Genomic DNA, 23,337 nt, shown 5'->3' on the forward strand with positions numbered 1-23,337 from the left:
CGGATGTGGAAGCCCAGTAATGGGTGGAGCTGACCGGTACTAATAGGCCGAGGGCTTGTCCTCAGTTGCTCGCGTCCACTGTGTTAGTTCTGAAGTAACGAACTGTGCCGATTTCCGGTTGGTTAACTTCATAGAGTTTCGGTGGTCATAGCGTTAGGGAAACGCCCGGTTACATTCCGAACCCGGAAGCTAAGCCTTTCAGCGCCGATGGTACTGCAGGGGGGACCCTGTGGGAGAGTAGGACGCCGCCGAACAATTTTTAGCCTCAACCCCCGGACTCTGTCCGGGGGTTGAGGCATTTTTGCGTTCTAAGCTGGGCGCATGCGCTACGACCTGGTCATCTTTGACAACGACGGTGTGCTCGTGGACAGCGAGCCGATTTCCAACACGCTGTTGGCCGGCTATCTGACGGAGCTCGGGCACCCCACCACGTACGAGGAATCGGTGCGTGACTACATGGGGTCGGCCATGCACCGCATTCACGAGCTCGTCGAGGAGCGGAGCGGGCAGCGGTTGCCGGCGGAGTTCGACGAGACCTTCCACGGGCGGGTGTTCGCCGCGTTCCAGGCCGAGCTGGAGGCCGTGCCCGGGGCGGCCGAGGTGGTCGAGCAGCTGGCCGGCGCCGGGGTTCCGTACTGTGTGGCCTCCTCCGGAAGCCATGAGCGGATTCGGGTGGGGCACCGGAAGACCGGGCTCGACGGCCTGTTCCGGGACGAGATCGTCTTCAGCGCCGAGGACGTCGGTCGCGGCAAGCCGTCGCCCGACCTGTTCCTCCACGCCGCCGCGCGGATGGGGGTGGCGCCCGAGCGGTGTGTGGTCGTCGAGGACAGCGCGCTCGGGGTGGAGGCGGCGGTGGCGGCCGGGATGGACGTGTACGGGTTCACCGCGATGACGCCCGAGAAGAAGCTCGCCGGGGCCGAAGGGTTCTTCCGGAGCATGGACGAGCTGCCGGCGATATTGGGACTGTGATCCATCTACCCCCCGGTAGGTTCCGGCCCTACGCTGTGCCGCCATGACGGATGCGCGGTTGCGGCGTGGGCGGGGATCCCTGGCGGTCAGCTTCTTCGTGCAGGGGGTCACCTTCGCCCTGCTCGTGACCCGAATACCGGCGATCCAGGACCGGTACGGGATCTCGGACGGGCTGCTGCCCGCCTTCCTGGCCGCCGTGCCGATCCTCGCCGGGGTGGCGAGCGTCGTGACCGAGAAGGTCGTGGCCAGGGTGGGCTCCGCGGTGGTGCTGCGGTGGGCTCAGCCGTTCGTCCTCCTGTCGCTGCTCGCCGTGGGCACGGGATCGGAGCTCTGGCAGGCGGCCGTCGCCCTGGGGCTCTTCGGGCTCGCGGTCGGTGCCCTGGACGCCTCCATGAACATGCTGGGCGTCAGCCTCCAGCGGGCGTACGGGCGGAGCATCATGCTCGGCTTCCACGCCTCGTACAGCCTCGGGGGGATCGTCGGGGCCTCGCTCGCCTGGGTGGGGGCCCACTGGCAGCTGTCGCTGTTCGTGTCGTACCTGCCGGTGGTGGCGGTGCTGCTGCCCCTCGCGCTCCTCGGGAGCCGGTGGTACGCGGCCGGCGGCGACGCGCCCGCCGTGGCGGTGGGGGAGAGCAAGGGGAGCGGTGTCGCCTTCAAGCTGCTGCTGCCGCTCTGTCTGGTGATGACCTTCGCGTACATCGGGGACTCCACCGTCTCCAACTGGAGTGCCAAGTACCTCCAGGACGTGCTGGGCAGCTCGGAGGAGGTGGCGACCGTGCCGTACAACGCGTACATGGTGACGACGCTCCTCGGGCGGGCCGTGGGGGACTTCGGGGTGCGGCGGCTGGGGGCCGCGGTGGTCGTGCGGGCCGGGGCCGTGCTCGCCGCGCTCGGGTTCGCGGTGGTGGCGGTGGCGCCGGGGGCCTGGGCGGGGATCGCCGGGTTCACGGTGCTCGGGCTCGGGCTGAGCGTGATCGTGCCGCAGACCTTCGCGGCGGCGGGGCGGCTGGCGTACGAGAACCACGGTCCGGGGGCGAGCGACGCGGCGGTGGCGCGGCTCAACGTCTTCAACTACGTCGGATTCCTCATCGGGTCGCCCCTGGTGGGGGCGCTCGGGGACGGCTGGAGCTATCGGGGGGCCATGCTGGTGCCGATGGTGCTGGTCCTCGTGACGGTGGTGTACGCCACGTCGTTCGGTGCGCGAGCGGCCCGATACGGTGGCGGGCATGAGCGGCCGCGCACTGTTGATGTGGGATGAAGCTGTCACGCAGTACGACTTCGGGTCCGAGCATCCGATGGATCCGGTACGGCTCGCGCTGACGATGTCGCTGGTGCGGGCCTACGGGCTCGACCGGGCGGTCGACGTGGTCGCGGCGAAGCCCGCCGGGGACTCGACGCTGCGGCTCGTCCACCGCGAGGACTACGTGGCGGCGGTGCGGGCCGCGTCGGCGGATCCGCGCCGCGCCGACCAGGCGTACGGGCTCGGTACGGTCGACGATCCGGCGTTCGCCGGGATGCACGAGGTGTCGGCGCTGATCGCCGGCCAGTCCGTGGGCGCGGCGGAGGCCGTGTGGCGCGGGGAGGCCGCGCACGCGGTGAACTTCGCGGGCGGTCTGCACCACGCGATGCCGGGGGCGGCCTCGGGGTTCTGCATCTACAACGACGCCTCGCTGGCGATCGCCCGGCTGCTCGAACTGGGCGCGGAGCGGGTCGCGTACGTGGATGTGGACGTGCACCACGGGGACGGGGTGCAGGCGGCGTTCTGGGAGGACCCCCGGGTGCTGACGGTCTCGCTGCACGAGCATCCGCGGACGCTCTTCCCGCAGACGGGGTGGCCGGAGGAGACGGGCGCGGCCGGGCCGGGCGAGGGCGGGGCCGTGAACGTGGCCCTGCCGGCCGGGACGGGCGACGCCGGGTGGCTGCGGGCCTTCCACGCGGTGGTGCCGGAGCTGATCGCGGACTTCCGGCCGCAGGTGCTCGTCACGCAGCACGGGGCCGACACGCACTTCGAGGACCCGCTGGCCCATCTGGCGGTGTCGCTGGACGCGCAGCGGGCGGTCCAGGAGGCCTGTCACGAGCTGGCGCACGAGTACGCCGACGGGCGCTGGCTGGCCCTGGGCGGCGGCGGATACGCGGTGGTGGACGTCGTACCGCGGTCGTGGACGCATCTGGTGGGGATCGCGGCGCACGCTCCGGTGGATCCGGAGTCGGTGATCCCGTCGTCCTGGCGGGACGAGGCGTACGCGCGGACCCGGCAGCCGGGGCCCCTGCGGATGACGGACGGGCGGTGGCCGGTGGGCTTCCCCGAGTGGTCCGAGGGGTACGACCCGGCGGACCGGCTGGACCAGGCGGTGCTCGCGACGCGGAAGGCGGCCTTTCCGTTGCGGGGACTGCTCGCCTAGAGGAAGCGGCCGCCTGAGTGGGGGCAGCTCCGGATCGTTCCGGTGGGCGTTACGCCGACTGTGCGGTGTCCCGGGGGTTTCGGCTCCGGGGGAGGGGGGTTCCGGCAGCATCGGGAGGGTGTTGAGTACCGGAGCGCTGCGGGCGCATCTGTTGGCGGCGGGGTTGGCGGGCACGGTGGCGACGTCGCGGGAGGAGAGTCTGCGGAGCTATCGGCTCTTCGCCGCGCGTGATCCGCGGGTGCTCCTGGGGCTCGATCCCACGTGGGGGTGGGGTGAGGCCGATCTGCTGCGGTTGATGGCCGACAAATGCGGGGTGTCGGACGATCCGGAGCACCGGTCGGGGCCCGATGTCATCGATCCCGAGCGTACGTTGAGGGGGCTCGACGCCTTCGCGGATCGGTTGGGGGCGGCGGCGGCGCGGCGGGTTCCGGTGCTCATCGGGACGGGTCATCCGCACCGTCTGCTCGGTTTCTACGTCGCTCTCGCAGACGCTTTGTCGGCGGCGGGATGTCTTGTTCTCACCCCGGCGCAGGGGCGATGTGTCGACATAACGACCCGGTTCGGCGTACGCACGTACCTTCTCGACTACGTCCGGGGGGTCGCACTGGTGCGAGAGCCGGGGCCGTCAGGGGGCGGGCGCGAGCCGGGGGCGCACTCCCACTCCCCGCTGCCGGTTAGGGCCGCCCTGGAGAGCGCGGCCGAGGGCGGCGGGCCGCTGCCGGAGCTCGTGGTGGGGGACCACGGATGGGTCTGCGGGGCAGGTCAGCTGGGTATCGAGGCCATCGGTCTCGCCGATACGGATGATCCGGCGCTGTTCGTCGGTGAGGCGGAGGGGCAGGTGTCGGTGGCCGTTCCGCTTGATGACGGCGTGCGCTCGGACTACTACCGTCCGCTGACTCGCTATGTACTCAATCGAGCGTGTCTGTCACGGTAAACGGCTGGTGGTAGCTCCTCTTCCCCACTCGTACCACCCGCCCCTAGTCTGGAGAGTGAGCGCTCGGCGACGAAGAGTCACCGGAGGGGAAGCCGGTGGGCGTCGCGGCGGAAGGTACAGGTGGGTCATGGCTGCTGGCGAACGACCTCTCAACGAGGTCAAGTTTCTGACCGTGGCGGAAGTCGCCTCGGTGATGCGCGTGTCCAAGATGACCGTGTACCGCTTGGTGCACAGCGGTCATCTGCCGGCGATCCGGGTGGGCAGGTCCTTCCGGGTGCCGGAACAGGCGGTTCACGAGTACCTGCGGGAGTCCTTCGTGGGGGTGGGGACCGCGTAGCGCGAGCGCGGCGAACAACGCCGGGAAAGCTCCGTATGTCCCTCGGATTACAAGCGGAGTGCTCGGGACGGTAGGCTAGGCCGACGTAGGTCGTGTGGGCCCAGACGCCCCGCACCGATCCCCGCCGGGAGGCGGGGATGTTCCGAGAAGTGAGCGAGGGTAGTCGTGGGCTCTGTTATCAAGAAGCGGCGCAAGCGGATGGCGAAGAAGAAGCACCGCAAGCTGCTGAAGCGCACGCGCGTTCAGCGTCGCAACAAGAAGTAAGGCGACCGCTGCACCGCAGCATTTCGCGCCAGGCGTGGCCCTTCACCGTTCGCGGTGAAGGGCCACGTTTTATTTGCGCGGAAATCTTGAGGCGCTACGGTGGCGACCAACGGAAGACGGACGGAAGGCGCTGATCTTGGGCAAGGTCGTGCTCGTCACCGGTGCCGCCCGGTATCTCGGGGGCCGCTTCGTGCGGCGGATCCAGCGGGATCCGGAGGTGGAGCGGGTCATCGCGGTGGACGCGGTCGACCCGGCGCACCAGCTCGGCGCCGCCGAGTTCGTACGGGCGGACATCCGCCGGCCGGAGATCGCCAAGGTCCTCGCCGAGCACGACGTCGACACGGTGGTCCATCTGGACGTCACCGGTATCGCGCTCGGCGGCGGCGGCCGTACGTCGGTCAAGGAGACCAACGTCATCGGCACCATGCAGCTCCTCGGGGCCTGCCAGAAGTCGCCGCGGATCAGTCGGCTCGTGATCAAGTCCAGTACGAGCGTCTACGGCTCCGCGCCCCGCGACCCGGCGGTCTTCACCGAGACGACGCCCGCGAAGTCGCTGCCCAGCGGGGGCTTCGCGAAGGACGCCGTCGAGGTCGAGGGGTACGTACGGGGCTTCGCCCGGCGTCGCCCGGACGTGGCCGTGTGCGTGCTGCGGTTCGCGAACATCCTCGGGCCGCGGATCGACTCGCCGCTGGCCGAGTACCTGGCGCTGCCGATCCTGCCGACCGTCCTGGGGTACGACCCGAGACTGCAGTTCGTCCACGAGGACGACGTCATCGACGTGCTGCGCCTGGCGGCGCACGAGCCCCGCAGGGCCACCCTGAACAGCGGCACCTTCAACGTGGCCGGGGACGGGGTGCTGCTGCTCTCCCAGTGCGCGCGGCGGCTCGGCCGCCCGACGGTGCCGGTGCTGCTGCCGGCGGTCACCTGGGTGGGGACGGCGCTGCGCACGGTCGGGATCACCGACTTCGCGCCCGAGCAGATCCGGCTGCTCACCCACGGCCGGGTCGTGTCGACGGCGCAGACGCGCGAGGTCCTCGGGTTCTCGACGCGCTACACCACGGCGGAGGCCTTCGCCGACTTCGTACGCGGCCGCGGGCCGGGGCTGCTGCCGCCGGAGATGCTCGCCGGGGCGGTGGACCGGATCGCGGGGCGTCTCGCCCCGGCGACGGCCCGGCCGGCCGTCCCTCCCGCTTCATCTGCTTCACCTGTTCATCCCGTTCACGACGGCGCCTGAGGAGACCGGACAGCGATGGCGGACGCCAAGGTCATTCCGTTCGACGACGACCGGTCGCGGGCCCGGCGACGGCCCGGCCGCACCGACGGCGAGGCGGCGGCCGTACGGGCCCTGCCAGGGCCGCAGCAGGGCCCCCAGGAGCCGCAGGGGGCCCGGGAGGGTGTCCAGGGTGCCGGGACCGCTCCGGAGGCCGGTGCGGCGAGCGGTGCCGACGCGGGCTCCGGGGCGGCGGCCGAGGCCGGTGCCCGGGGCGGCGGCTGGGAGCGGCGGCTCGCGGGCGGGCTGGCGTTCCTGCGGCGCCGGGTCACCGGCGACTACGAGGTCGACGAGTTCGGCTACGACGAGGAGCTCACCGACCAGGTCCTGATGTCGCTGATCCGCCCGCTGTACGAGAAGTACTTCCGGGTCGAGGTGAAGGGCGTCGAGAACATCCCGGCCGAGGGCGGGGCGCTGATCGTCGCCAACCACTCGGGGACCCTGCCGCTGGACGGGCTGATGATGCAGGTCGCCGTCCACGACCACCATCCGGCCGGGCGCCACCTGCGGCTGCTCGCCGCCGACCTGGTCTTCGTCCTGCCGGTCGTCAACGAGCTGGCCCGCAAGGCGGGACACACGCTGGCGTGCGCGGAGGACGCGGAGAGGCTGCTGCGCGCCGGTGAGATCGTCGGCGTGATGCCGGAGGGCTTCAAGGGGATCGGGAAGCCCTTCGGGGAGCGGTACAAGCTCCAGCGGTTCGGCCGGGGCGGATTCGTCTCGACGGCGCTGCGGGCCGGGGTGCCGATCGTGCCCTGCTCGATCGTCGGGGCCGAGGAGATATACCCGATGATCGGGAACGCCAAGACGCTGGCACGGGTGCTCGGTTTCCCCTACTTCCCGCTCACCCCGACCTTCCCGTGGCTGGGGCCGCTCGGGGCGCTGCCGCTGCCGACGAAGTGGACGATCCAGTTCGGGGAGCCGATCCCGACGGACTCGTACGCGCCGGAGGCGGCGGAGGACCCGATGCTGATGTTCAACCTGACGGATCAGGTGCGGGAGCAGATCCAGCACACGCTCTACAAGCTGCTGGTGCAGCGGCGGTCGGTCTTCTTCTGAGGGGAGCGGCGGGGGAGTCCGAGCGGGTGAAGGAAGAAGGGGCGCCCCCCGTCCGTGGGGGCGCCCCTTCTCCTTGTCAGCGAGCGTCCTCGCTGTCGATGCCGAGGCCTGGAAGCAGGCCCGGCAGGAGTGGCGGAAGAGTCACGTCGGGCACGTCGGGCGGCGCCTGGCCGCCGGACGGAACCGTCGGTGTCCCGGTCGGGGAGGGCTTGAGCAGTCCGCCGGCGCTGCCGCCGAGGATGCCGTCGTCCTCCGGTGAGTCGGTGCCGCTGTCCGCGCTCGGGCTGGTGCCCGTGCTGGGGCCGGACGGGCGGGGCGGTGCGGAGTGGCTGCCCGAGGGAGGAGCCTCGTCGGCGGACGGCGGACGCTGGGTGTCCGTGCCCTGGGGGTTCCTCGGTGCGCTGGGGCTGCCGCTGGGGCTCTCCGAGCCGATCGCGCCCTTCTCCGGGGTGCGGGGGAGCACCGACTGGAGCGGTTCGACGTCATCGTCCATGGCGTCGAAGACGTGTGTCACCTCGCTGCCGACGTCCGCCAGCTGGACGGGGAGACGGTCGCGGAGGCCGTTCCAGGTGTCCCGGTGGGCCTGGGCGAAGGAGTTGAGCCGGGCCATCGGGGCGATCTTTCCGTCCCGGTCGTACGCCTGACGGAGCAGGCGGTGGCCCTCGCTGGCGTCGTGCTTCATTCCGCCGAGGACCCGGCGGATCTCGGTGAGGGACTCGTGGTCGAGGTCGCCCGTGCGACCTCGCTCCATGAGTCGGCGCGCCTCGCTGAGGCGGGTGGACGCCTGGTCGAGGTAGATGCCGCCGCGGTCCGCGTCGTCGTCCGCCATCCCCAGCTTGATGTCTTCCATGCCTCGCTTGAGCCCGTAGAGCGAGTCACCCGGAAGCGCGTCGGAGCTGGCGGCCGCCACGCCGCCGAACGCGCCCGCCGCGACGCCGACCGTGAGGCCGCCGGCGGCGAGCCCCTTCGACCAGCGTGAGCGGGGACGCAGTTTCCGCAGCGGGGACGCCCGGTGGGCTCCCTTGCCGCCGGAGGTGCGCTGCTCGGGCACCGTTGGTCCCGCGGCCGCGCTCCCCTCCATGAGCATCGCTTCCATGGCGGCGACGAGCTGCGCTCGTTGCACCACCTTGACCTCGGGGTCGAGCTGTGGCTTCGGCAGTTCGCCGAGGCCGTTCGCCAAGGCCAACAGCCGCCCCTGCTCGGCCGGTTCGGCCGGGGCCTCGGGCTGCTCGGCCGCCGCGTCCTCGGACGCCCGGTCCTCCATGGCTTGGGCGAAGGCGTTCGCCCGCCGGTGCGCCGATACGTTCGCGATCACTGGCGGCACCTCCTCTCGTCATGACGGTCGACTCCCCGGGGTGTCCGGAAGGTTGCACACCTTGAGCGCATCCACACGAAAGAGTGAGTGGCTGCGGACATGGCGTGTCCACAGGGAGCCTGCATCCCGCACAACGAGCGGCGCGGCACTTGGGTTACGCGCGAAAGATGATCGGACCAGTGCGTCATCGAGGCGTCACCGACTGTGAGTTGGGCGGGGGTCGTGGGGGCGTGGGGGGAGGGACGGCCGCAGGGGCGCGGACCGGGGTGTGGGGGCGCGTGTGGGGGGCGCGGACCGGTCAGCGGGCGTCGTCCGGGAGGAGCCGGGCCAGGGTGCGGACGGCCCGGTACTGGAGGGTCTTGATGGCCCCCTCGTTCTTCCCCATGACCCGGGCGGTCTCGGCGACCGAGAGGCCCTGGAGGAAGCGCAGGGTCACACACTCCTGCTGCTGGGGGTTGAGGCGGCGGACGGCGTCGAGGAGTGCGGCGTTGGAGAGGGACTCCAGGACGGAGTCCTCCGGGCTGCGCTCGACCTCGTTGGCGTCGAGCATCTCGCCGGTGGTGACCTCCAGCCGGAAGCGGCTGGACTTGAAGTGGTCGGCGACCAGGTTCCTGGCGATGGTGACGAGCCAGGCGCCGAAGTCGCGGCCCTGCCAGGTGAAGGTGGAGATCCGGCGCAGGGCGCGCAGGAACGTCTCGCTGGTCAGGTCCTCCGCTGTCGCCTTCCCGCCGACGCGGTAGTAGATGTAGCGGTAGACCGTGTCGCTGTACTGGTCGTACAGGCGGCCGAAGGCCTCGGCCTCGCCCGCCTGGGCGCGCTCGACCAGGTCCATCATGCGAGCGCTGTCGCTGTCGGCGGTGGGGCGGCGGGCGGGGGTCGAGGTTCCGGAGCGGGCACCGCGTCTGCCCACGGCGGCGCTGCCGTCGGCCAGGGCATAGCAAGGGCCGGCGGGTGCCGGGGCGGCGAAGGCGAATGCGGGGACAGGGCCGGCGTACGCGGTGGGGACGAAGCCGCGCAAGTGGTCGAGGACCGTTGCGCGCAGCGTAGCCAGGCCCGAGGTGTCAACCCCGACGTGTGGGTACACGGGACTCCCAGAGGCAGAGCTTCCATCACGTGCAGTGCGGGACCGTTCACCCGTCGTGACGACGTGAGGGGTCCTTTGTGCGTCTGAGGAGAATAACGCTTCGTACAGGCAGCGCTACACCCAGTTGCTCAAATCACCGGTTCCGACCGTTCTGTTACTGCTTGTAGTCGCATCAAGGCACAGTTTGTGACCGGTTGTTGATCGATTTGCTTCCGACTGTGACAGCGCGGGCGTTGCGTTGTGCTCAAGTGCGGGACCGGTGAGTGATCGGGGCCGCTGCGGGGTAAGGAGCCCCGAATGCCGGTGAGTCGACCTGTGCGGTGCTGTTCGACCACGGATGGGTGAGGCCGCCTGGTCCGGGGTTGTCGCAGATGATCGCAGCCGAAACGTATCGGCAGATCCTCCGGGCGCGCCGAGGCGCCTCGCGGGGGAGCAGGGGGTGGCCGGGGTCAGTGGCGGCGGCGGTGCAGGGCGACCGCGGCGGCCGTGCCGCCGGCCAGCGCCCCGAGGCCCGCCGCGGCGGGGATGCCGACCTTGGCCGCCTTGCGGCCGGTCCGGTAGTCGCGCAGCCGCCAGTCCCGGGCCTTCGCGTGCTTGCGGAGCTTGGTGTCCGGGTTGATCGCGTACGGGTGCCCGACGAGCGAGAGCATCGGGATGTCGTTGTGCGAGTCGCTGTACGCGGCGCAGCGGCTCAGGTCGAGCCCCTCGGCGGCGGCGAGGGCCCGAACGGCCTCGGCCTTCGCCGGTCCGTGCAGGGGCTCGCCGACCAGCTTGCCGGTGTAGACGCCGTCGACGGACTCGGCGACCGTGCCGAGCGCGCCGGTCAGGCCGAGCCGGCGGGCGATGATCGTGGCCGTCTCGACCGGGGCGGCCGTGACCAGCCAGACCTTCTGGCCCGCGTCCAGGTGCGCCTGGGCGAGGCCACGGGTGCCGGGCCAGATGCGGTCGGCCATGTACTCGTCGTAGATCTCCTCGCCGATGCTCGTCAGTTCGGAGACGCGGTGGCCCTTGACGATGGACAGGGCGCTGTCGCGGGCGTCCTGCATGTGCTCGGGGTCCTCGATGCCGGCGAGCCGGAACCAGGCCTGCTGCCAGGCGAAGCGGGCGAGCTCGCGGCGCTGGAAGAACTTCCGCTTGTACAGCCCCCGGCCGAGGTGGAAGATCGAGGCGCCCTGCATCACCGTGTTGTCGAGGTCGAAGAAGGCCGCGGCCCGCACGTCGCCGACGACCGGGAACTCGGGTTCGACCGGAGCCTCGGCCTCCGCGGCCGCCTCCTCCCGCTCCTGTTCCAGCTGGAGCGAGGACTTGCGCGCTGCCTCGGCAGCGGCCTCGCCTGCGAGGACGCTGCGCGCGGTGGCGGAGCGCCTACGAGGGGTGAGCCATCCCAGAGCGGCCATGTCGTGAGCATAGCCAGTCTGTTCGGAACTTCCTGACTTGTGACGATGCCGGGGCGTGAACACTGCGGGGCTCCCCTGTTAATCGGGTCCCGTCCCGCCGGAGCGGTGCTCGGCGCGGCCGACGGGACAGAATGGACGCCATGTTCGGACGGACGAAGAAGAAGACGGACGCCGGGGCGCGCACCGTGACGCTCATCGGCAAGCCGGGATGCCATCTGTGCGACGACGCCCGCGCGGTCGTGGAGGCCGTGTGCGCGGAGACGGGGGCGCGCTGGGAGGAGAAGGACATCACCCGGGACGAGGAGCTCCACCGGGCGTACTGGGAGCAGATTCCCGTCGTCCTCGTCGACGGCGAACAGCACACCTTCTGGCGTGTCGACGCCGAGCGGCTCCGGCGCGAACTGGGTGCGTGACCGAAAGACGGTTACCATCATGGACGTTTTGTTGGGCTTCGGGGGTCGTGTCGTGAGGAGTGTGTGCGATTTTGCCCCCTTTGGGTTCTCAACGCGCTGACCCCCTTCGCGGTTCCGTGACGATACGAACCAGCCGCGTGACCCCGGTCACTTTGGGCAGACAAAACGGACACCATCTTTGTGCACGCGTTCACAAAGACATAGCCTGCATTCGACGGGGCGGTCTTGGGACATATGGCCGCCTGCAGCCCCGCTCATCCCGCAGGAGCACCGTGGCAACTGGCCGAACTCACCGACCGGCGACCCGTAGCCGAGGAATTCCCGAGGCCACCGTCGCCCGGCTTCCGCTGTATCTCCGCGCACTCACCGCGCTCTCGGAGCGCTCCGTACCCACGGTCTCCTCCGAGGAGCTCGCGGCCGCGGCCGGGGTCAACTCCGCGAAGCTGCGCAAGGACTTCAGCTACCTCGGCTCCTACGGCACCCGCGGTGTCGGGTACGACGTCGAGTACCTCGTCTACCAGATCTCCCGCGAGCTGGGGCTCACCCAGGACTGGCCGGTCGTCATCGTCGGCATCGGTAACCTCGGCGCCGCGCTCGCCGGCTACGGCGGCTTCGCCTCCCGTGGCTTCCGGGTCGCCGCGCTGATCGACGCCGACCCCGCCATGACCGGCAGGCCCGTCGCCGGGATCCCCGTGCAGCACAGCGACGAACTCGAGAAGATCATCGAGGAGGACGGCGTCTCCATCGGCGTCATCGCGACCCCGGCCGGCGTCGCCCAGCAGGTCTGCGACCGGCTGGTGGCCGCCGGAGTCACCTCCATCCTGAACTTCGCCCCGACCGTGCTCTCCGTGCCCGACGGCGTGGACGTGCGCAAGGTCGACCTCTCCATCGAGCTGCAGATCCTCGCCTTCCACGAGCAGCGGAAGGCCGGCGAGGAGTCGAACGCCGAGACCGGTACGGACCCGGGCGCCGAGGCGGAGGCCGCCGCGCCCGCCGCACCGCCCGCCCCCCGCGGCGCCACCGGCACCGGCCGCAAGGGACCCGACGGGGACGTCCCCGCCGTGATGCCGGCATGAGTCTCCTCGTCGTCGGCCTCAGCCACCGCAGCGCCCCGGTCTCCATCCTGGAGCGGGCCGCGCTGTCGGCGGACACCCAGGCCAAGCTCCTCCAGGACACCCTCGCCGCCGAACCGGCCGCCGAGGGCACCGTCCTCGCCACCTGCAACCGCATCGAGCTCTACGCCGACGTGGACAAGTTCCACGCCGGTGTCGCCGAGCTGTCCACGCTCCTCGCCCAGCACAGCGGCGTCGGCCTGGACGAGCTCACCCCCTATCTCTACGTGCACTACGAGGACCGGGCCGTCCACCACCTCTTCTCGGTGGCCTGCGGACTCGACTCCATGGTCGTCGGCGAGGGCCAGATCCTCGGCCAGATCAAGGACGCCCTCGCCCTCGGCCAGGAACTGCACACCGCCGGCCGCCTCCTCAACGACCTGTTCCAGCAGGCCCTGAGGGTCGGCAAGCGCGCCCACAGCGAGACCGGGATCGACCGGGCCGGGCAGTCGCTCGTCACCTTCGGACTGGAGCAGCTCGCCGACGGCACCGACGTCGACACCTGGGCCAAGGGCAAGAAGGCGCTCGTCATCGGCGCCGGCTCGATGTCCTCGCTCGCCGCCGCCACGCTCGCGCGCTCCGGCGTCTCCGAGATCGTCATCGCCAACCGCACCCTCGCCCGCGCCGAGCGGCTCGCCCAGATCCTGGGCGAGGCCGGGGGAACGGGCGTGGCCGCCCACGCGGTCGAGATGGTTGCCGTCGGCGACGAACTGACACGTGCCGACGTCGTCGTCTCCTGCACCGGCGCCACCGGACTCGTCCTCACCGGCGACGACGTGGAGACCGCCGTACAGGGCCGCCGCACCCCGCTCGCCCTGCTCGACCTCGCCATGCCCCGCGACATCGACGCCGCCGCCCACCGGGTCCCCGGAGTCCGGCTCGTCGACATCGAGTCGCTCGCCGAGGCCTCCGCCGACGCCCCCATGGCCGCCGACGTCGACCAGGTGCGCGGCATCGTCTCCGACGAGGTCGCCGCCTTCGGCGCCGCCCAGCGCGCCGCCCACATCACCCCCACCGTCGTCGCGCTGCGCACCATGGCCGCCGACGTGGTGGCCGGCGAGGTCGCCCGGCTCGAGGGCCGGCTGCCCGGCCTCGACGAGAAGCAGCGCGCCGAGATCACCCAGACCGTGCGACGCGTGGTCGACAAGCTCCTGCACGCGCCGACCGTGCGGGTCAAGCAGCTGGCCAGCGAGCCCGGCGGCGCCGGGTACGCGGACGCGCTGCGGACACTCTTCGACCTCGACCCGGAGACGGTCGCATCCGTCAGCCGGGCCGACCTGAATGACGCCGACGTCAAGAACCGAGGGCGAGTATGACCGAGAGGGCACTGAGGCTCGGGACCAGGCGCAGCAAGCTCGCCCTGGCCCAGTCCGGGCACGTGGCCGACGCCGTCCGGCGGCTGACCGGCCGGCCCGTCGAGCTCGTGGAGATCACGACGTACGGGGACACCTCCCGGGAGCACCTCGCGCAGATCGGCGGCACCGGCGTCTTCGTCGCCGCCCTGCGTGACGCGCTGCTCGCCGGCGAGGTGGACTTCGCCGTCCACTCCCTGAAGGACCTGCCGACCACGCTCCATCCCGACCTGGTGCTGGCCGCGATCCCGGAGCGCGAGGACCCGCGCGACGTGCTGATCGCCCGCGACGGCCTGACGCTCGACCGGCTGCCCAAGGGCGCCCGGGTCGGCACCGGCTCGCCGCGACGCATGGCCCAGCTCCACGCGTACGCCCGCAGCCACGGCCTGGAGATCACCTGCGTCCCGATCCGGGGGAACATCGACACCCGGGTCGGCTACGTGCGCAGCGGAGAACTCGACGCGGTGGTCCTCGCCGCGGCGGGCCTCAACCGCATCGGCGGTACGGAGGAGCTCACCGGCTCCCTGTCGCTCGACCACCTGTCGGTCGACTCCGTCCTGCCCGCCCCCGGCCAGGGGGCCCTGGCGATCGAGTGCCCGGCGTCCGACGCCGCGCTCGTCGCCACGCTCGCCGCGCTCGACGACCCGCACACGCGGGCCGCCGTGACCGCCGAGCGATCCCTGCTCGCCGCCCTTGAGGCCGGCTGCTCCGCACCCGTGGGTGCGCTGGCCGACCTGTTGGCCGACGACCCCGGTCACGGGCAGGTTGTCACCGAAATGCGCCTGCGCGGCGTCGTCGGCACCACCGACGGCTCGACGCTGGTGCAGCTGTCCACCACCGGACCCGTACCCACCTCGCACGACGAGGCCATGGCGCTCGGACGCGAACTCGCGGACGAGATGCTCGCCAAGGGTGCGGCCGGTCTTATGGGGGAGCGAGCACTTTGAACCCCACCAGCCCGACCACCAGCCCGCTGTCCCCGGCCTTCGCGGGCCATGGGCACGTCACATTCCTCGGCGCAGGCCCCGGTGACCCCGGTCTCCTGACCCTCAGGGCCGTGGAGGCCCTCGCCGGAGCGGATGTCCTGATCGCCGAGCCGGAGGTCCTCGAAGTCGTTCGCGGCCACGCGCGCGCGGGGGTGAGCACGCCGGAGCTGACGGTTGTTGACGAGGCGTCAACAACCGCCGGTGTCCCCGTGTTGAGGGACGCGGCCAATCTTGTCATGGAGGCCGCGAGGGGCGGCAGGCGGGTCGTCCGAGCGGTGACCGGCGACCCCGGCCTCGACGGGAACGCGGGAGCCGAGATGCTCGTCTGCGCCGCCGAGGGCATCCCCTTCGAGGTCGTCCCCGGTGTCGCCACGGCCGTCGGCGTACCCGCGTACGCCGGTGTCCCGCTCCGCGACGCCCAGGGCACCGACGTGCGCTTCGTCGACGCCCGCACCGCCGACGAGCGGTGCTGGACCGAGGTCGGCGCCTCCGACGGCACCGTCGTCGTCTCCACCTCGCTCGACTCGGTGGCGGCGGCCGCCGGTGAACTGGTGGCGGCAGGCCGTAAGCCGGACACCCCGCTCACCGTCACCATCGCCGGCACCACCACCCGCCAGCGGACCTGGAACGCCACCCTCGGCACCATCGCCCAGGTCTTCAAGCAGGGCAAGGTCCTCCCCTCGCCCGAGGGCCACCGGCCGGTCATAGCCGTGGTCGGCGAGCGCAGCGCCCCGGCGCAGCGGGACCAGCTGTCGTGGTTCGAGTCGAAGCCCCTCTTCGGCTGGCGCGTCCTCGTACCGCGCACCAAGGAGCAGTCCGCCTCGCTCTCCGACCAGCTGCGTTCGTACGGCGCCGTGCCGCACGAGGTGCCGACCATCGCCGTCGAGCCGCCGCGCACCCCTCAGCAGATGGAGCGCGCGGTCAAGGGCCTGGTCACCGGGCGGTACGAGTGGATCGCCTTCACCTCGGTCAACGCGGTCAAGGCGGTGCGGGAGAAGTTCGAGGAGTACGGGCTCGACGCGCGCGCCTTCGCCGGGATCAAGGTCGCCGCGGTCGGCGAGCAGACCGCCGCCGCGCTCGTCGACTTCGGTGTGAAGCCGGACCTGGTGCCCAGCGGTGAGCAGTCCGCCGCCGGACTCCTGGAGGACTGGCCTCCGTACGACCCGGTCTTCGACCCGATCGACCGCGTCTTCCTGCCGCGGGCCGACATCGCCACGGAGACGCTGGTCGCGGGCCTCATCGAGCTCGGGTGGGAGGTCGACGACGTCACCGCCTACCGGACCGTACGGGCTTCGCCGCCGCCGGCGGACACGCGGGAGGCGATCAAGGGCGGCGGGTTCGACGCGGTGCTCTTCACGTCGTCCTCCACCGTGCGGAACCTGGTCGGCATCGCCGGCAAGCCGCACAACGTGACCGTCATCGCGTGCATCGGTCCCGCCACGGCGAAGACCGCCGAGGAGCACGGGCTGCGCGTGGACGTGCTCTCGCCCGAGCCGTCCGTGCACAAGCTGGCGGAGGCGCTCGCGGACTTCGGGACGCGGCGACGGGAGTCTGCCCTGGAGGCGGGCGATCCGGTGACGCGGCCCAGCGAGCGGCGGCCGGGGGCGCGGAGGCGTCGCACGACCTAGGCGGTGCTGTCGCACGACCTGGGCGGTACTCGGGGCGGGGCCTTTCGGGCCCCGCCCCTTCGCGTGCCCGGGGATTCGCGTGCCCGGCGGCAACACCGTGTCGGTAAAACCACTGTTTGGGCGGGCGTAGCCTCGGGTTTATGAACTCGTACGGATCCTTTCCCGGGGCGCGGCCGCGGCGGCTGCGGACGACGCCTGCCCTCCGGCGGATGGTGGCCGAGACGCGGCTGCACCCCGCCGATCTGATCCTCCCCGCGTTCGTGCGCGAGGGGATCACCGAGCCCGTGCCCATCCAGGCCATGCCGGGCGTCGTCCAGCACACGCGCGACACGCTGCGGAAGGCCGCCGTCGAGGCGCTGGAGGCGGGAGTCTCCGGGATCATGCTCTTCGGCGTCCCCGACGACGCGAAGAAGGACGCCGTCGGTACGGCGGGCACCGACCCCGACGGAATCCTCCAGCTCGCGATCCGCGACGTGAGGTCCGAGGTCGGCGACGAGCTGGTCGTCATGTCCGACCTGTGCCTCGACGAGTTCACCGACCACGGGCACTGCGGCGTCCTCGACGCCGAGGGCCGCGTCGACAACGACGCCACGCTGGAACGTTACGCCGAGATGGCCCAGGTCCAGGCCGACGCCGGCGTCCACGTCGTCGGCCCCTCCGGAATGATGGACGGCCAGGTCGGCGTGGTCCGCGACGCCCTCGACACCATCGGCCGGGAGGACGTGTCGATCCTCGCGTACACCGCGAAGTACTCCTCCGCGTTCTACGGCCCCTTCCGCGAGGCCGTCGGCTCCTCCCTCAAGGGCGACCGCAAGACCTACCAGCAGGACCCCGCCAACCTCCGCGAGTCGATGCGCGAACTCGCCCTCGACCTGGAGGAGGGAGCCGACATGGTGATGGTGAAGCCCGCCGGGCCCTACCTCGACGTCCTCGCGAAGGTCGCCGCGTCCGTGGACGTGCCCGTCGCCGCCTACCAGATCAGCGGTGAGTACTCGATGGTCGAGGCCGCCGCCGAGAAGGGCTGGATCGACCGCGACAGGGCGATCATGGAGACCCTCACCGGAATCCGCCGGGCCGGCGCCCAGATGATCCTGACCTACTGGGCCACCGAGGCCGCGCGGAACCTCGGGTCGGCTCGCCACTGAGGGCCGTCCGGCGCACTCTGGAGAGGTAGCCGACAGGTACCTCGCTGGAGGTGGTCCTCATGATGCACACGCTTGTCGGATGGCACGTGGAGATGGAGTTCCAGGAGGAAGGCGACCGGACACGGGCCGCGGCCATGGTCCGGCTCTCCGACGGCACCGAGTTCCGGGCCCACGGCACCGCCAACCGGCACCCCTCCGACCCGGACCAGCTGAGGGTGGGCGAGGAGATCGCCGGCGCACGCGCGCTGATGGACCTCGCCTCCCAGCTGCTCCAGAAGGCCCACACCGAGATCGACCAGGTGTCGGGCCGGACCTCGCACAATCTCCGCTGACCCCCGACGACGATCCGACGGAGATCCGACGACGAAGCCCCCGGCACGGTGTTCCGTATCGGGGGCTTCGCCCTGTCGCCGTGCCGCGGGGCCGTCAGAGGCGCTCGGGCGTCCGGATGCCCAGGAGGGCCATGCCCTGGTGGAGCGTGCGGGCGGTCAGCTCGCAGAGGAAGAGACGGTTCTCGACCTGCTCCGGGGTGTCCGCCTTCAGGACCGGGCACTCCGAGTAGAACGTCGTGTAGTGCGAGGCCAGCTGGTAGAGGTACGCCGCCAGCTTGTGCGGCGCGTACTCCGCGGCCGTCTCCGCGATCTGCTCGCCGAAGGCGTCCAGGTGCAGGCCGAGGGCGCGCTCCGAAGGGGCCAGGGCCAGCTCGGGGTGGGCGACCGGCCTGGCGTCGCCCGCCTTGCGCAGGATCGACTGGATACGGGCGTACGCGTACTGCAGGTACACCGAGGTGTCGCCGTGGAGCGAGACCATCTGGTCCAGGTCGAACTTGTAGTCACGGGCCGCCGAGGTCGACAGGTCCGCGTACTTCACCGCGCCGATGCCCACCTGGGTACCGCGCTCGGCGATCTCCTCCTCGGTGAGGTCCTGGGCCTTCTCGCGGACGACGGCCGAGGCCCGGTCGATCGCCTCGTCCAGCAGGTCCACCAGCCGGACCGTCTCGCCCTCACGGGTCTTGAACGGCTTGCCGTCCTTGCCGAGGACCGTGCCGAAGGCAAGCTGGACGGCCTTCACGTCGTCGTTCAGCCAGCCGGCCCGGCGGGCCGTTTCGAAGACCATCTTGAAGTGCAGCGACTGGCGGGCGTCGACCACGTACAGCAGGGTCGTCGCCTTCAGGTTCCGCACCCGGTCCCGGATCGCGGACAGGTCCGTCGCCGCGTAGCCGAAGCCGCCGTCGGACTTCTGGACGATCAGCGGGGTCGGGTTGCCGTCCGGACCCTTCACGTCGTCGAAGAAGACACACAGCGCGCCCTCGGAGCGGACGGCGACGCCCGACTCCTCCAGGATGGCGCAGGTCTCCGCCAGCATGTCGTTGTAGCCGGACTCGCCGACGACGTCGGCGTCCCGGATGTCCATGTCGAGCTTGTCGAAGACCGAGTAGAAGTAGATCTTCGACTCGTCGACGAACCGCTGCCAGAGCGCGAGCGTCTCCGCGTCACCGGCCTGGAGGTCCACCACCCGCGCACGGGCCCTCGTCTTGAACTCCTCGTCGGAGTCGAAGAGCGCGCGCGAGGCCTTGTAGAGCCGGTTCAGGTTCGACATGGCCTCCTCGCCGGAGACCTCGCCGCCGTCCTCGGCCCTGTGGTCCAGCTCGTGCGGGTGCTCGATCAGGAACTGGATGAGCATGCCGAACTGGGTGCCCCAGTCGCCGATGTGGTGCCGGCGGACCACGCTCTCGCCGGTGAACTCCAGGATCTCGACCATCGCGGCACCGATGACGGCGGACCGCAGGTGCCCGACGTGCATCTCCTTCGCCACGTTCGGCTGGGCGTAGTCGATGACCGTCGTGCCCGCCGACTCGTTGAACGGCACGCCGAGCCGGGCGTCGGCGGCACGGGCCGCGAGGGTCCGCACGATCGCCGCGTCCGTCACCGTGATGTTCAGGAAGCCGGGGCCCGACACCTCGATCTCCGCCAGGACGTCGTTCTCCGGGATCGCGGCGACGACCTGGGTCGCCAGCTCACGCGGGTTCCCCTTGAGCTTCTTCGCGAGCGCCAGGATGCCGTTGGCCTGGAAGTCGGCCCGGTCGCTTCGTCGCAGCAGCGGGTCGGCGGAGCCGGCATCCGGCAGAGCCGCCGAGAGGCCGTCCGCGAGGCGCTGCTGCACGGTCGAAGCGAGGGAAGGGACCGAGGCCATGAGCTTCCGTTCCTGTTGAGTTCGTCAGGTCTAATTCGCTTGTCAAGTGTCCCATGGGAGCGCAACGTGATTTCCCCGCCTGTGGACAACCTCGGGCAGCACACGATCTCCGGCTGTGGACAACCACGGAGTGCGCTCTTCCGTCTGGGAGAATGGCTCACGTAGGGCTGTCAGGCAGCACTCCTCAGGAAGAAGGACGTACCGACCGTGGCTCAGAGCAGCACCGAGACCGACTGGGTCTCCCGTTTCGCGGACGAGGTCATCGCCGAGTCGGAGCGACGTGCGCCTGGCAAACCGGTCGTCGTCGCCTCCGGCCTCTCCCCGTCCGGCCCGATCCACCTCGGCAACCTCCGCGAGGTCATGACCCCGCACCTGGTCGCCGACGAGATCCGTCGCCGCGGACACGAGGTCAGGCACCTGATCTCCTGGGACGACTACGACCGCTACCGCAAGGTGCCGGGCGGCATCGAGGGCATCGACGCGTCCTGGGCCGAGCACATCGGCAAGCCGCTGACCTCCGTCCCGGCCCCCGCCGGCTCGTCCCACCCGAACTGGGCCGAGCACTTCAAGGCCGCCATGGTCGAGGCCCTGGCCGAGCTGGGCGTCGAGTACGACCCGATCAGCCAGACCGAGCAGTACACCGCCGGTACCTACCGCGAGCAGATCCTGCACGCCATGAGGCACCGCGGCGACATCGACGCCATCCTCGACCAGTACCGGACGAAGAAGGCGCCGAAGAAGCAGTCGCAGAAGCCGCTCGACGAGGCGGAGCTGGAGGCCGAGGAGGGCTCCGGCGCCGCGAGCGAGGACGACGGCTCCGGCGGCGCCTCGGGCTACTTCCCGTACAAGCCGTACTGCGGACGGTGCGAGAAGGACCTGACGACCGTCACCTCGTACGACGACGAGACCACCGAGCTCGCCTACACCTGCGCCGACTGCGGCTTCGCCGAGACCGTGAAGCTCAGCGAGTTCAACCGCGGCAAGCTGGTCTGGAAGGTCGACTGGCCCATGCGCTGGGCGTACGAGGGCGTCATCTTCGAGCCCTCCGGCGTGGACCACTCCTCGCCCGGCTCGTCCTTCGTCGTCGGCGGCCAGATCGTCCGTGAGATCTTCGACGGCGTCCAGCCGATCGGCCCCATGTACGCCTTCGTCGGCATCAGCGGCATGGCCAAGATGTCCTCCTCGCGCGGGGGCGTGCCGACCGCCGCCGACGCGCTGAAGATCATGGAGGCGCCGCTGCTGCGCTGGCTGTACGCCCGCCGCAGGCCCAACCAGTCCTTCAAGATCGCCTTCGACCAGGAGATCCAGCGGCTCTACGACGAGTGGGACAAGCTGGAGGCCAAGGTCGCCGACGGCACCGTGCTGCCGGCCGACGCCGCGGCGCACTCCCGCGCCGCCCGCACGGCCGCGGGCGAGCTCCCGCGCACCCCGCGCCCGCTCCCGTACCGGACGCTCGCCTCGGTCATGGACATCACCGCGGGCCACGACGAGCAGACCCTCCGCATCCTCACCGAGCTCGACCCGGAGAACCCGGTCACCACGCTCGACGAGGTCCGGCCGCGGCTCGACCGTGCCGAGAACTGGATCACCAGCCAGGTCCCGGCCGACCAGCGGACCATCGTCCGCGAGGAGCCCGACACCGAGCTCCTCGGCTCCCTCGACGACGAGGGCCGCGAGTCGCTCCGTCTGCTCTTGGAGGGCCTCGACACCCACTGGTCGCTCGACGGGCTCACCACCCTCGTCTACGGCGTGCCGAAGATCATGGCCGGTCTCGACCCCGAGGCCAAGCCGACGCCCGAGCTGAAGCTGGCGCAGCGCGCCTTCTTCGCCCTGCTCTACAAGCTCCTCGTCAGCCGGGAGACCGGGCCGCGTCTGCCCACGCTGCTCCTGGCCGTGGGCGCGGACCGGGTGAGGAAGCTGCTCGGCGCGTGAGCCTTTGACCCGAGGGAGTGACCTCGGCGTGCGAAAGGGCCGCCGCCCGGATTCCGGGCGGCGGCCCTTCTCGCTGTGCGCGGGATGTCAGGGGGTGTCGAAGTCGGCCATCTCCCGCTGGATGCGCTGCTCGACCCTGGGGGCCAGCTGACGCAGGGCGTCGACCTCGGTGTCCGGGAACTCCTGGAGGCCGTAGTGGTCCGCGACCAGTCGCTGGAGCTCGCCCTCGGCCGGGAACCGGTTGTTCTCGTGGGCGTACGACCACGTGAGCTTGTAGACGGACTCCTCGAAGTCGTCGACCGGGGGCTCCGGATCGACGTACTCGGGGTACTCCTCGAAGCTCTCGGGGCCCTGCTCCTGCCGGGGGTCGGGGAGCGGGGCGTCCTCGGGGCCGAGCGGCACCGCGACCGGGGTCGGCTCCAGGCCCTCGACGAACTGGGGGGCGTACGCCGTCTCGTGGGCCTCCGACGGGAGCTGCGGCGACTGGAACCACGGGCTGTGGTGGTTCGGCGGCTCGGACGGGTCCTGCGCCGGGCCCTGCGAGGGCCCCTGCGCCTGGCCCTGCGCCTGACCTTGCGCCTGAGGCTGACTCTGCGGCTGAGGCCGGCCCTGTACCGGACCCTGTGCCGGGCCCTGGCCCTGCACGGGCCCCTGGCCCTGTGCCTGGCCCTGGGGGAGCTGCGGCTGACCCGGCTGCGGCAGCTGCTGCGGCTGGGGAGCCTGCGCCACCGGCTGGAGCTGCGGCTGCTGAGCCGACTGCGCCAGCTCCACCTGCGACTGCCCCTGGGCGGGGAGCACCGCCGGCTCGATGCCGGCCGCCGCGAGACCCGCCGCCGCCGTCTCCGCCAGCGGCACGCCGTACCGCGCGAGCCGCAGCGGCATCAGCGCCTCCACCGGCGCCTTGCGGCGCCAGCTCCGCCCGTAACGGGCCTGGAGACGCGCCTGGTAGATCAGCCGCTCCTGCTCCAACTTGATGACCTGCTCGTAGGAGCGCAGCTCCCAGAGCTTCATCCGGCGCCACAGCCGGAACGTCGGCACCGGGGAGAGCAGCCAGCGGGTGATCCGGACACCCTCCATGTGCTTGTCGGCCGTGATGTCCGCGATCCGGCCCACCGCGTGCCGCGCGGCCTCGACGGCCACGACGAACAGCACCGGGATCACCGCGTGCATGCCGACGCCCAGCGGGTCGGGCCAGGCGGCCGCGCCGTTGAAGGCGATCGTCGCCGCCGTCAGCACCCAGGCCGTCTGCCGCAGCAGCGGGAAGGGGATGCGCAGCCACGTCAGCAGCAGGTCGAGGGCGAGCAGCACACAGATGCCCGCGTCGATGCCGATCGGGAAGAAGTACGAGAAGGTGCCGAAGCCCTTCTGCAGTGCGAGCTCGCGCACGGCGGCGTACGAACCCGCGAAACCGATCCCCGCGATGATCAGCGCACCGGCGATGACGAGGCCGATGAGTATCCGGTGTGTGCGTGTCAGCTGCATCGCGGCCACCCGCGATCCCTCCCGTCAATCGACATCTCGCGCGCACAGAGTGGCACATGTGAACGA

21 protein-coding genes and 1 rRNA gene are annotated in these 23,337 nt (G+C 71.1%); 17 read left to right on the plus strand and 5 right to left on the minus strand.

Features of this window, described 5'->3' with window-relative positions; all coding sequences use genetic code 11:
* Positions 1–137: 137 nt before the first annotated feature.
* The 9 genes from rrf (at position 138) to ABT129_RS05930 (ending at position 7,232) form a co-directional block, all read left to right on the plus strand.
* A 5S ribosomal RNA gene (gene rrf, locus ABT129_RS05890) occupies positions 138–254 on the plus strand.
* 67 nt (positions 255–321) lie between these two features.
* Positions 322–969 (plus strand): HAD family hydrolase, encoded by a 648-nt coding sequence (locus ABT129_RS05895; RefSeq protein ID WP_351897079.1) that lies wholly within the window; start codon positions 322–324, stop codon positions 967–969.
* A gap of 43 nt (positions 970–1,012) precedes the next feature.
* Complete coding sequence (locus ABT129_RS05900; protein ID WP_351897082.1) at positions 1,013–2,227, plus strand: MFS transporter; 1,215 nt, start codon at positions 1,013–1,015, stop codon at positions 2,225–2,227.
* Positions 2,196–3,371: an acetoin utilization protein AcuC gene (locus tag ABT129_RS05905; protein ID WP_351897084.1), complete on the plus strand. Its 1,176-nt coding sequence runs from the start codon at positions 2,196–2,198 to the stop codon at positions 3,369–3,371. The genes ABT129_RS05900 and ABT129_RS05905 overlap by 32 nt, the downstream gene beginning before the upstream one ends.
* Positions 3,372–3,489: 118 nt before the next feature.
* On the plus strand, positions 3,490–4,305 hold the full coding sequence (locus ABT129_RS05910) for a phosphatase (protein WP_351897086.1): 816 nt from the start codon (positions 3,490–3,492) through the stop codon (positions 4,303–4,305).
* A 127-nt stretch (positions 4,306–4,432) separates the two neighbouring features.
* The gene (locus ABT129_RS05915) at positions 4,433–4,642 is read left to right on the plus strand and encodes a helix-turn-helix domain-containing protein (RefSeq protein ID WP_015034391.1); all 210 of its coding nucleotides are present in this window, start codon (positions 4,433–4,435) and stop codon (positions 4,640–4,642) included.
* Positions 4,643–4,807: 165 nt separating this feature from the next.
* Positions 4,808–4,906, plus strand: coding sequence for a 30S ribosomal protein bS22 (locus ABT129_RS05920; protein WP_003948845.1), 99 nt, complete (start codon positions 4,808–4,810; stop codon positions 4,904–4,906).
* Positions 4,907–5,042: 136 nt separating this feature from the next.
* A complete protein-coding gene (locus ABT129_RS05925) occupies positions 5,043–6,140 on the plus strand; it encodes an NAD-dependent epimerase/dehydratase family protein (RefSeq protein ID WP_351897089.1) in 1,098 nt (365 codons plus the stop codon).
* Positions 6,141–6,155: 15 nt separating this feature from the next.
* On the plus strand, positions 6,156–7,232 hold the full coding sequence (locus tag ABT129_RS05930) for a lysophospholipid acyltransferase family protein (RefSeq protein ID WP_351897091.1): 1,077 nt from the start codon (positions 6,156–6,158) through the stop codon (positions 7,230–7,232).
* A gap of 76 nt (positions 7,233–7,308) precedes the next feature.
* Here ABT129_RS05930 and ABT129_RS05935 read toward each other — a convergent pair whose 3' ends face one another.
* The 3 genes from ABT129_RS05935 to ABT129_RS05945 form a co-directional block, all read right to left on the minus strand.
* Positions 7,309–8,547 (minus strand): DUF5667 domain-containing protein, encoded by a 1,239-nt coding sequence (locus ABT129_RS05935; RefSeq protein ID WP_351897093.1) that lies wholly within the window; start codon positions 8,545–8,547, stop codon positions 7,309–7,311.
* Between the two features lie 298 nt (positions 8,548–8,845).
* Positions 8,846–9,631, minus strand: a complete 786-nt coding sequence (locus ABT129_RS05940; RefSeq protein ID WP_189836021.1) for an ECF subfamily RNA polymerase sigma factor, BldN family — start codon at positions 9,629–9,631, stop codon at positions 8,846–8,848.
* A 449-nt stretch (positions 9,632–10,080) separates the two neighbouring features.
* Positions 10,081–11,028: an HAD family hydrolase gene (locus tag ABT129_RS05945; RefSeq protein WP_351897096.1), complete on the minus strand. Its 948-nt coding sequence runs from the start codon at positions 11,026–11,028 to the stop codon at positions 10,081–10,083.
* Positions 11,029–11,159: 131 nt separating this feature from the next.
* Between ABT129_RS05945 and ABT129_RS05950 the strand changes: the two genes are divergently transcribed.
* The 7 genes from ABT129_RS05950 (at position 11,160) to ABT129_RS05980 (ending at position 17,996) form a co-directional block, all read left to right on the plus strand.
* Positions 11,160–11,441, plus strand: a complete 282-nt coding sequence (locus ABT129_RS05950; RefSeq protein ID WP_351897099.1) for a glutaredoxin family protein — start codon at positions 11,160–11,162, stop codon at positions 11,439–11,441.
* Between the two features lie 272 nt (positions 11,442–11,713).
* Positions 11,714–12,517, plus strand: coding sequence for a redox-sensing transcriptional repressor Rex (locus tag ABT129_RS05955; protein ID WP_351897101.1), 804 nt, complete (start codon positions 11,714–11,716; stop codon positions 12,515–12,517).
* Complete coding sequence (locus ABT129_RS05960) at positions 12,514–13,869, plus strand: glutamyl-tRNA reductase (protein WP_351897103.1); 1,356 nt, start codon at positions 12,514–12,516, stop codon at positions 13,867–13,869. The genes ABT129_RS05955 and ABT129_RS05960 overlap by 4 nt, the downstream gene beginning before the upstream one ends.
* Positions 13,866–14,852 (plus strand): hydroxymethylbilane synthase, encoded by a 987-nt coding sequence (hemC, locus tag ABT129_RS05965; protein WP_351897105.1) that lies wholly within the window; start codon positions 13,866–13,868, stop codon positions 14,850–14,852. The genes ABT129_RS05960 and hemC overlap by 4 nt, the downstream gene beginning before the upstream one ends.
* Positions 14,849–16,519, plus strand: coding sequence for a bifunctional uroporphyrinogen-III C-methyltransferase/uroporphyrinogen-III synthase (locus ABT129_RS05970; protein WP_351897107.1), 1,671 nt, complete (start codon positions 14,849–14,851; stop codon positions 16,517–16,519). Before hemC ends, ABT129_RS05970 begins: the two co-directional genes overlap by 4 nt.
* Positions 16,520–16,659: 140 nt before the next feature.
* A complete protein-coding gene (gene hemB / locus ABT129_RS05975; protein ID WP_351897110.1) occupies positions 16,660–17,664 on the plus strand; it encodes a porphobilinogen synthase in 1,005 nt (334 codons plus the stop codon).
* Between the two features lie 62 nt (positions 17,665–17,726).
* The gene (locus tag ABT129_RS05980) at positions 17,727–17,996 is read left to right on the plus strand and encodes a DUF1876 domain-containing protein (RefSeq protein WP_351897578.1); all 270 of its coding nucleotides are present in this window, start codon (positions 17,727–17,729) and stop codon (positions 17,994–17,996) included.
* A gap of 94 nt (positions 17,997–18,090) precedes the next feature.
* Here the strand turns inward: ABT129_RS05980 and argS are convergent, their stop codons facing one another.
* Entirely contained in the window at positions 18,091–19,857 is a 1,767-nt protein-coding gene (gene argS / locus ABT129_RS05985; protein ID WP_351897112.1) for an arginine--tRNA ligase, read from the minus strand.
* A 207-nt stretch (positions 19,858–20,064) separates the two neighbouring features.
* Here argS and lysS point away from each other — a divergent pair, with 207 nt between their 5' ends.
* Entirely contained in the window at positions 20,065–21,789 is a 1,725-nt protein-coding gene (lysS, locus tag ABT129_RS05990; protein ID WP_351897115.1) for a lysine--tRNA ligase, read from the plus strand.
* 87 nt (positions 21,790–21,876) lie between these two features.
* Here the strand turns inward: lysS and ABT129_RS05995 are convergent, their stop codons facing one another.
* A complete protein-coding gene (locus tag ABT129_RS05995; protein WP_351897117.1) occupies positions 21,877–23,280 on the minus strand; it encodes a DUF2637 domain-containing protein in 1,404 nt (467 codons plus the stop codon).
* Between the last annotated feature and the right edge of the window lie 57 nt (positions 23,281–23,337).

It is taken from the genome of Streptomyces sp. NPDC002057 (assembly GCF_040296665.1).
Lineage (GTDB): Bacteria > Actinomycetota > Actinomycetes > Streptomycetales > Streptomycetaceae > Streptomyces.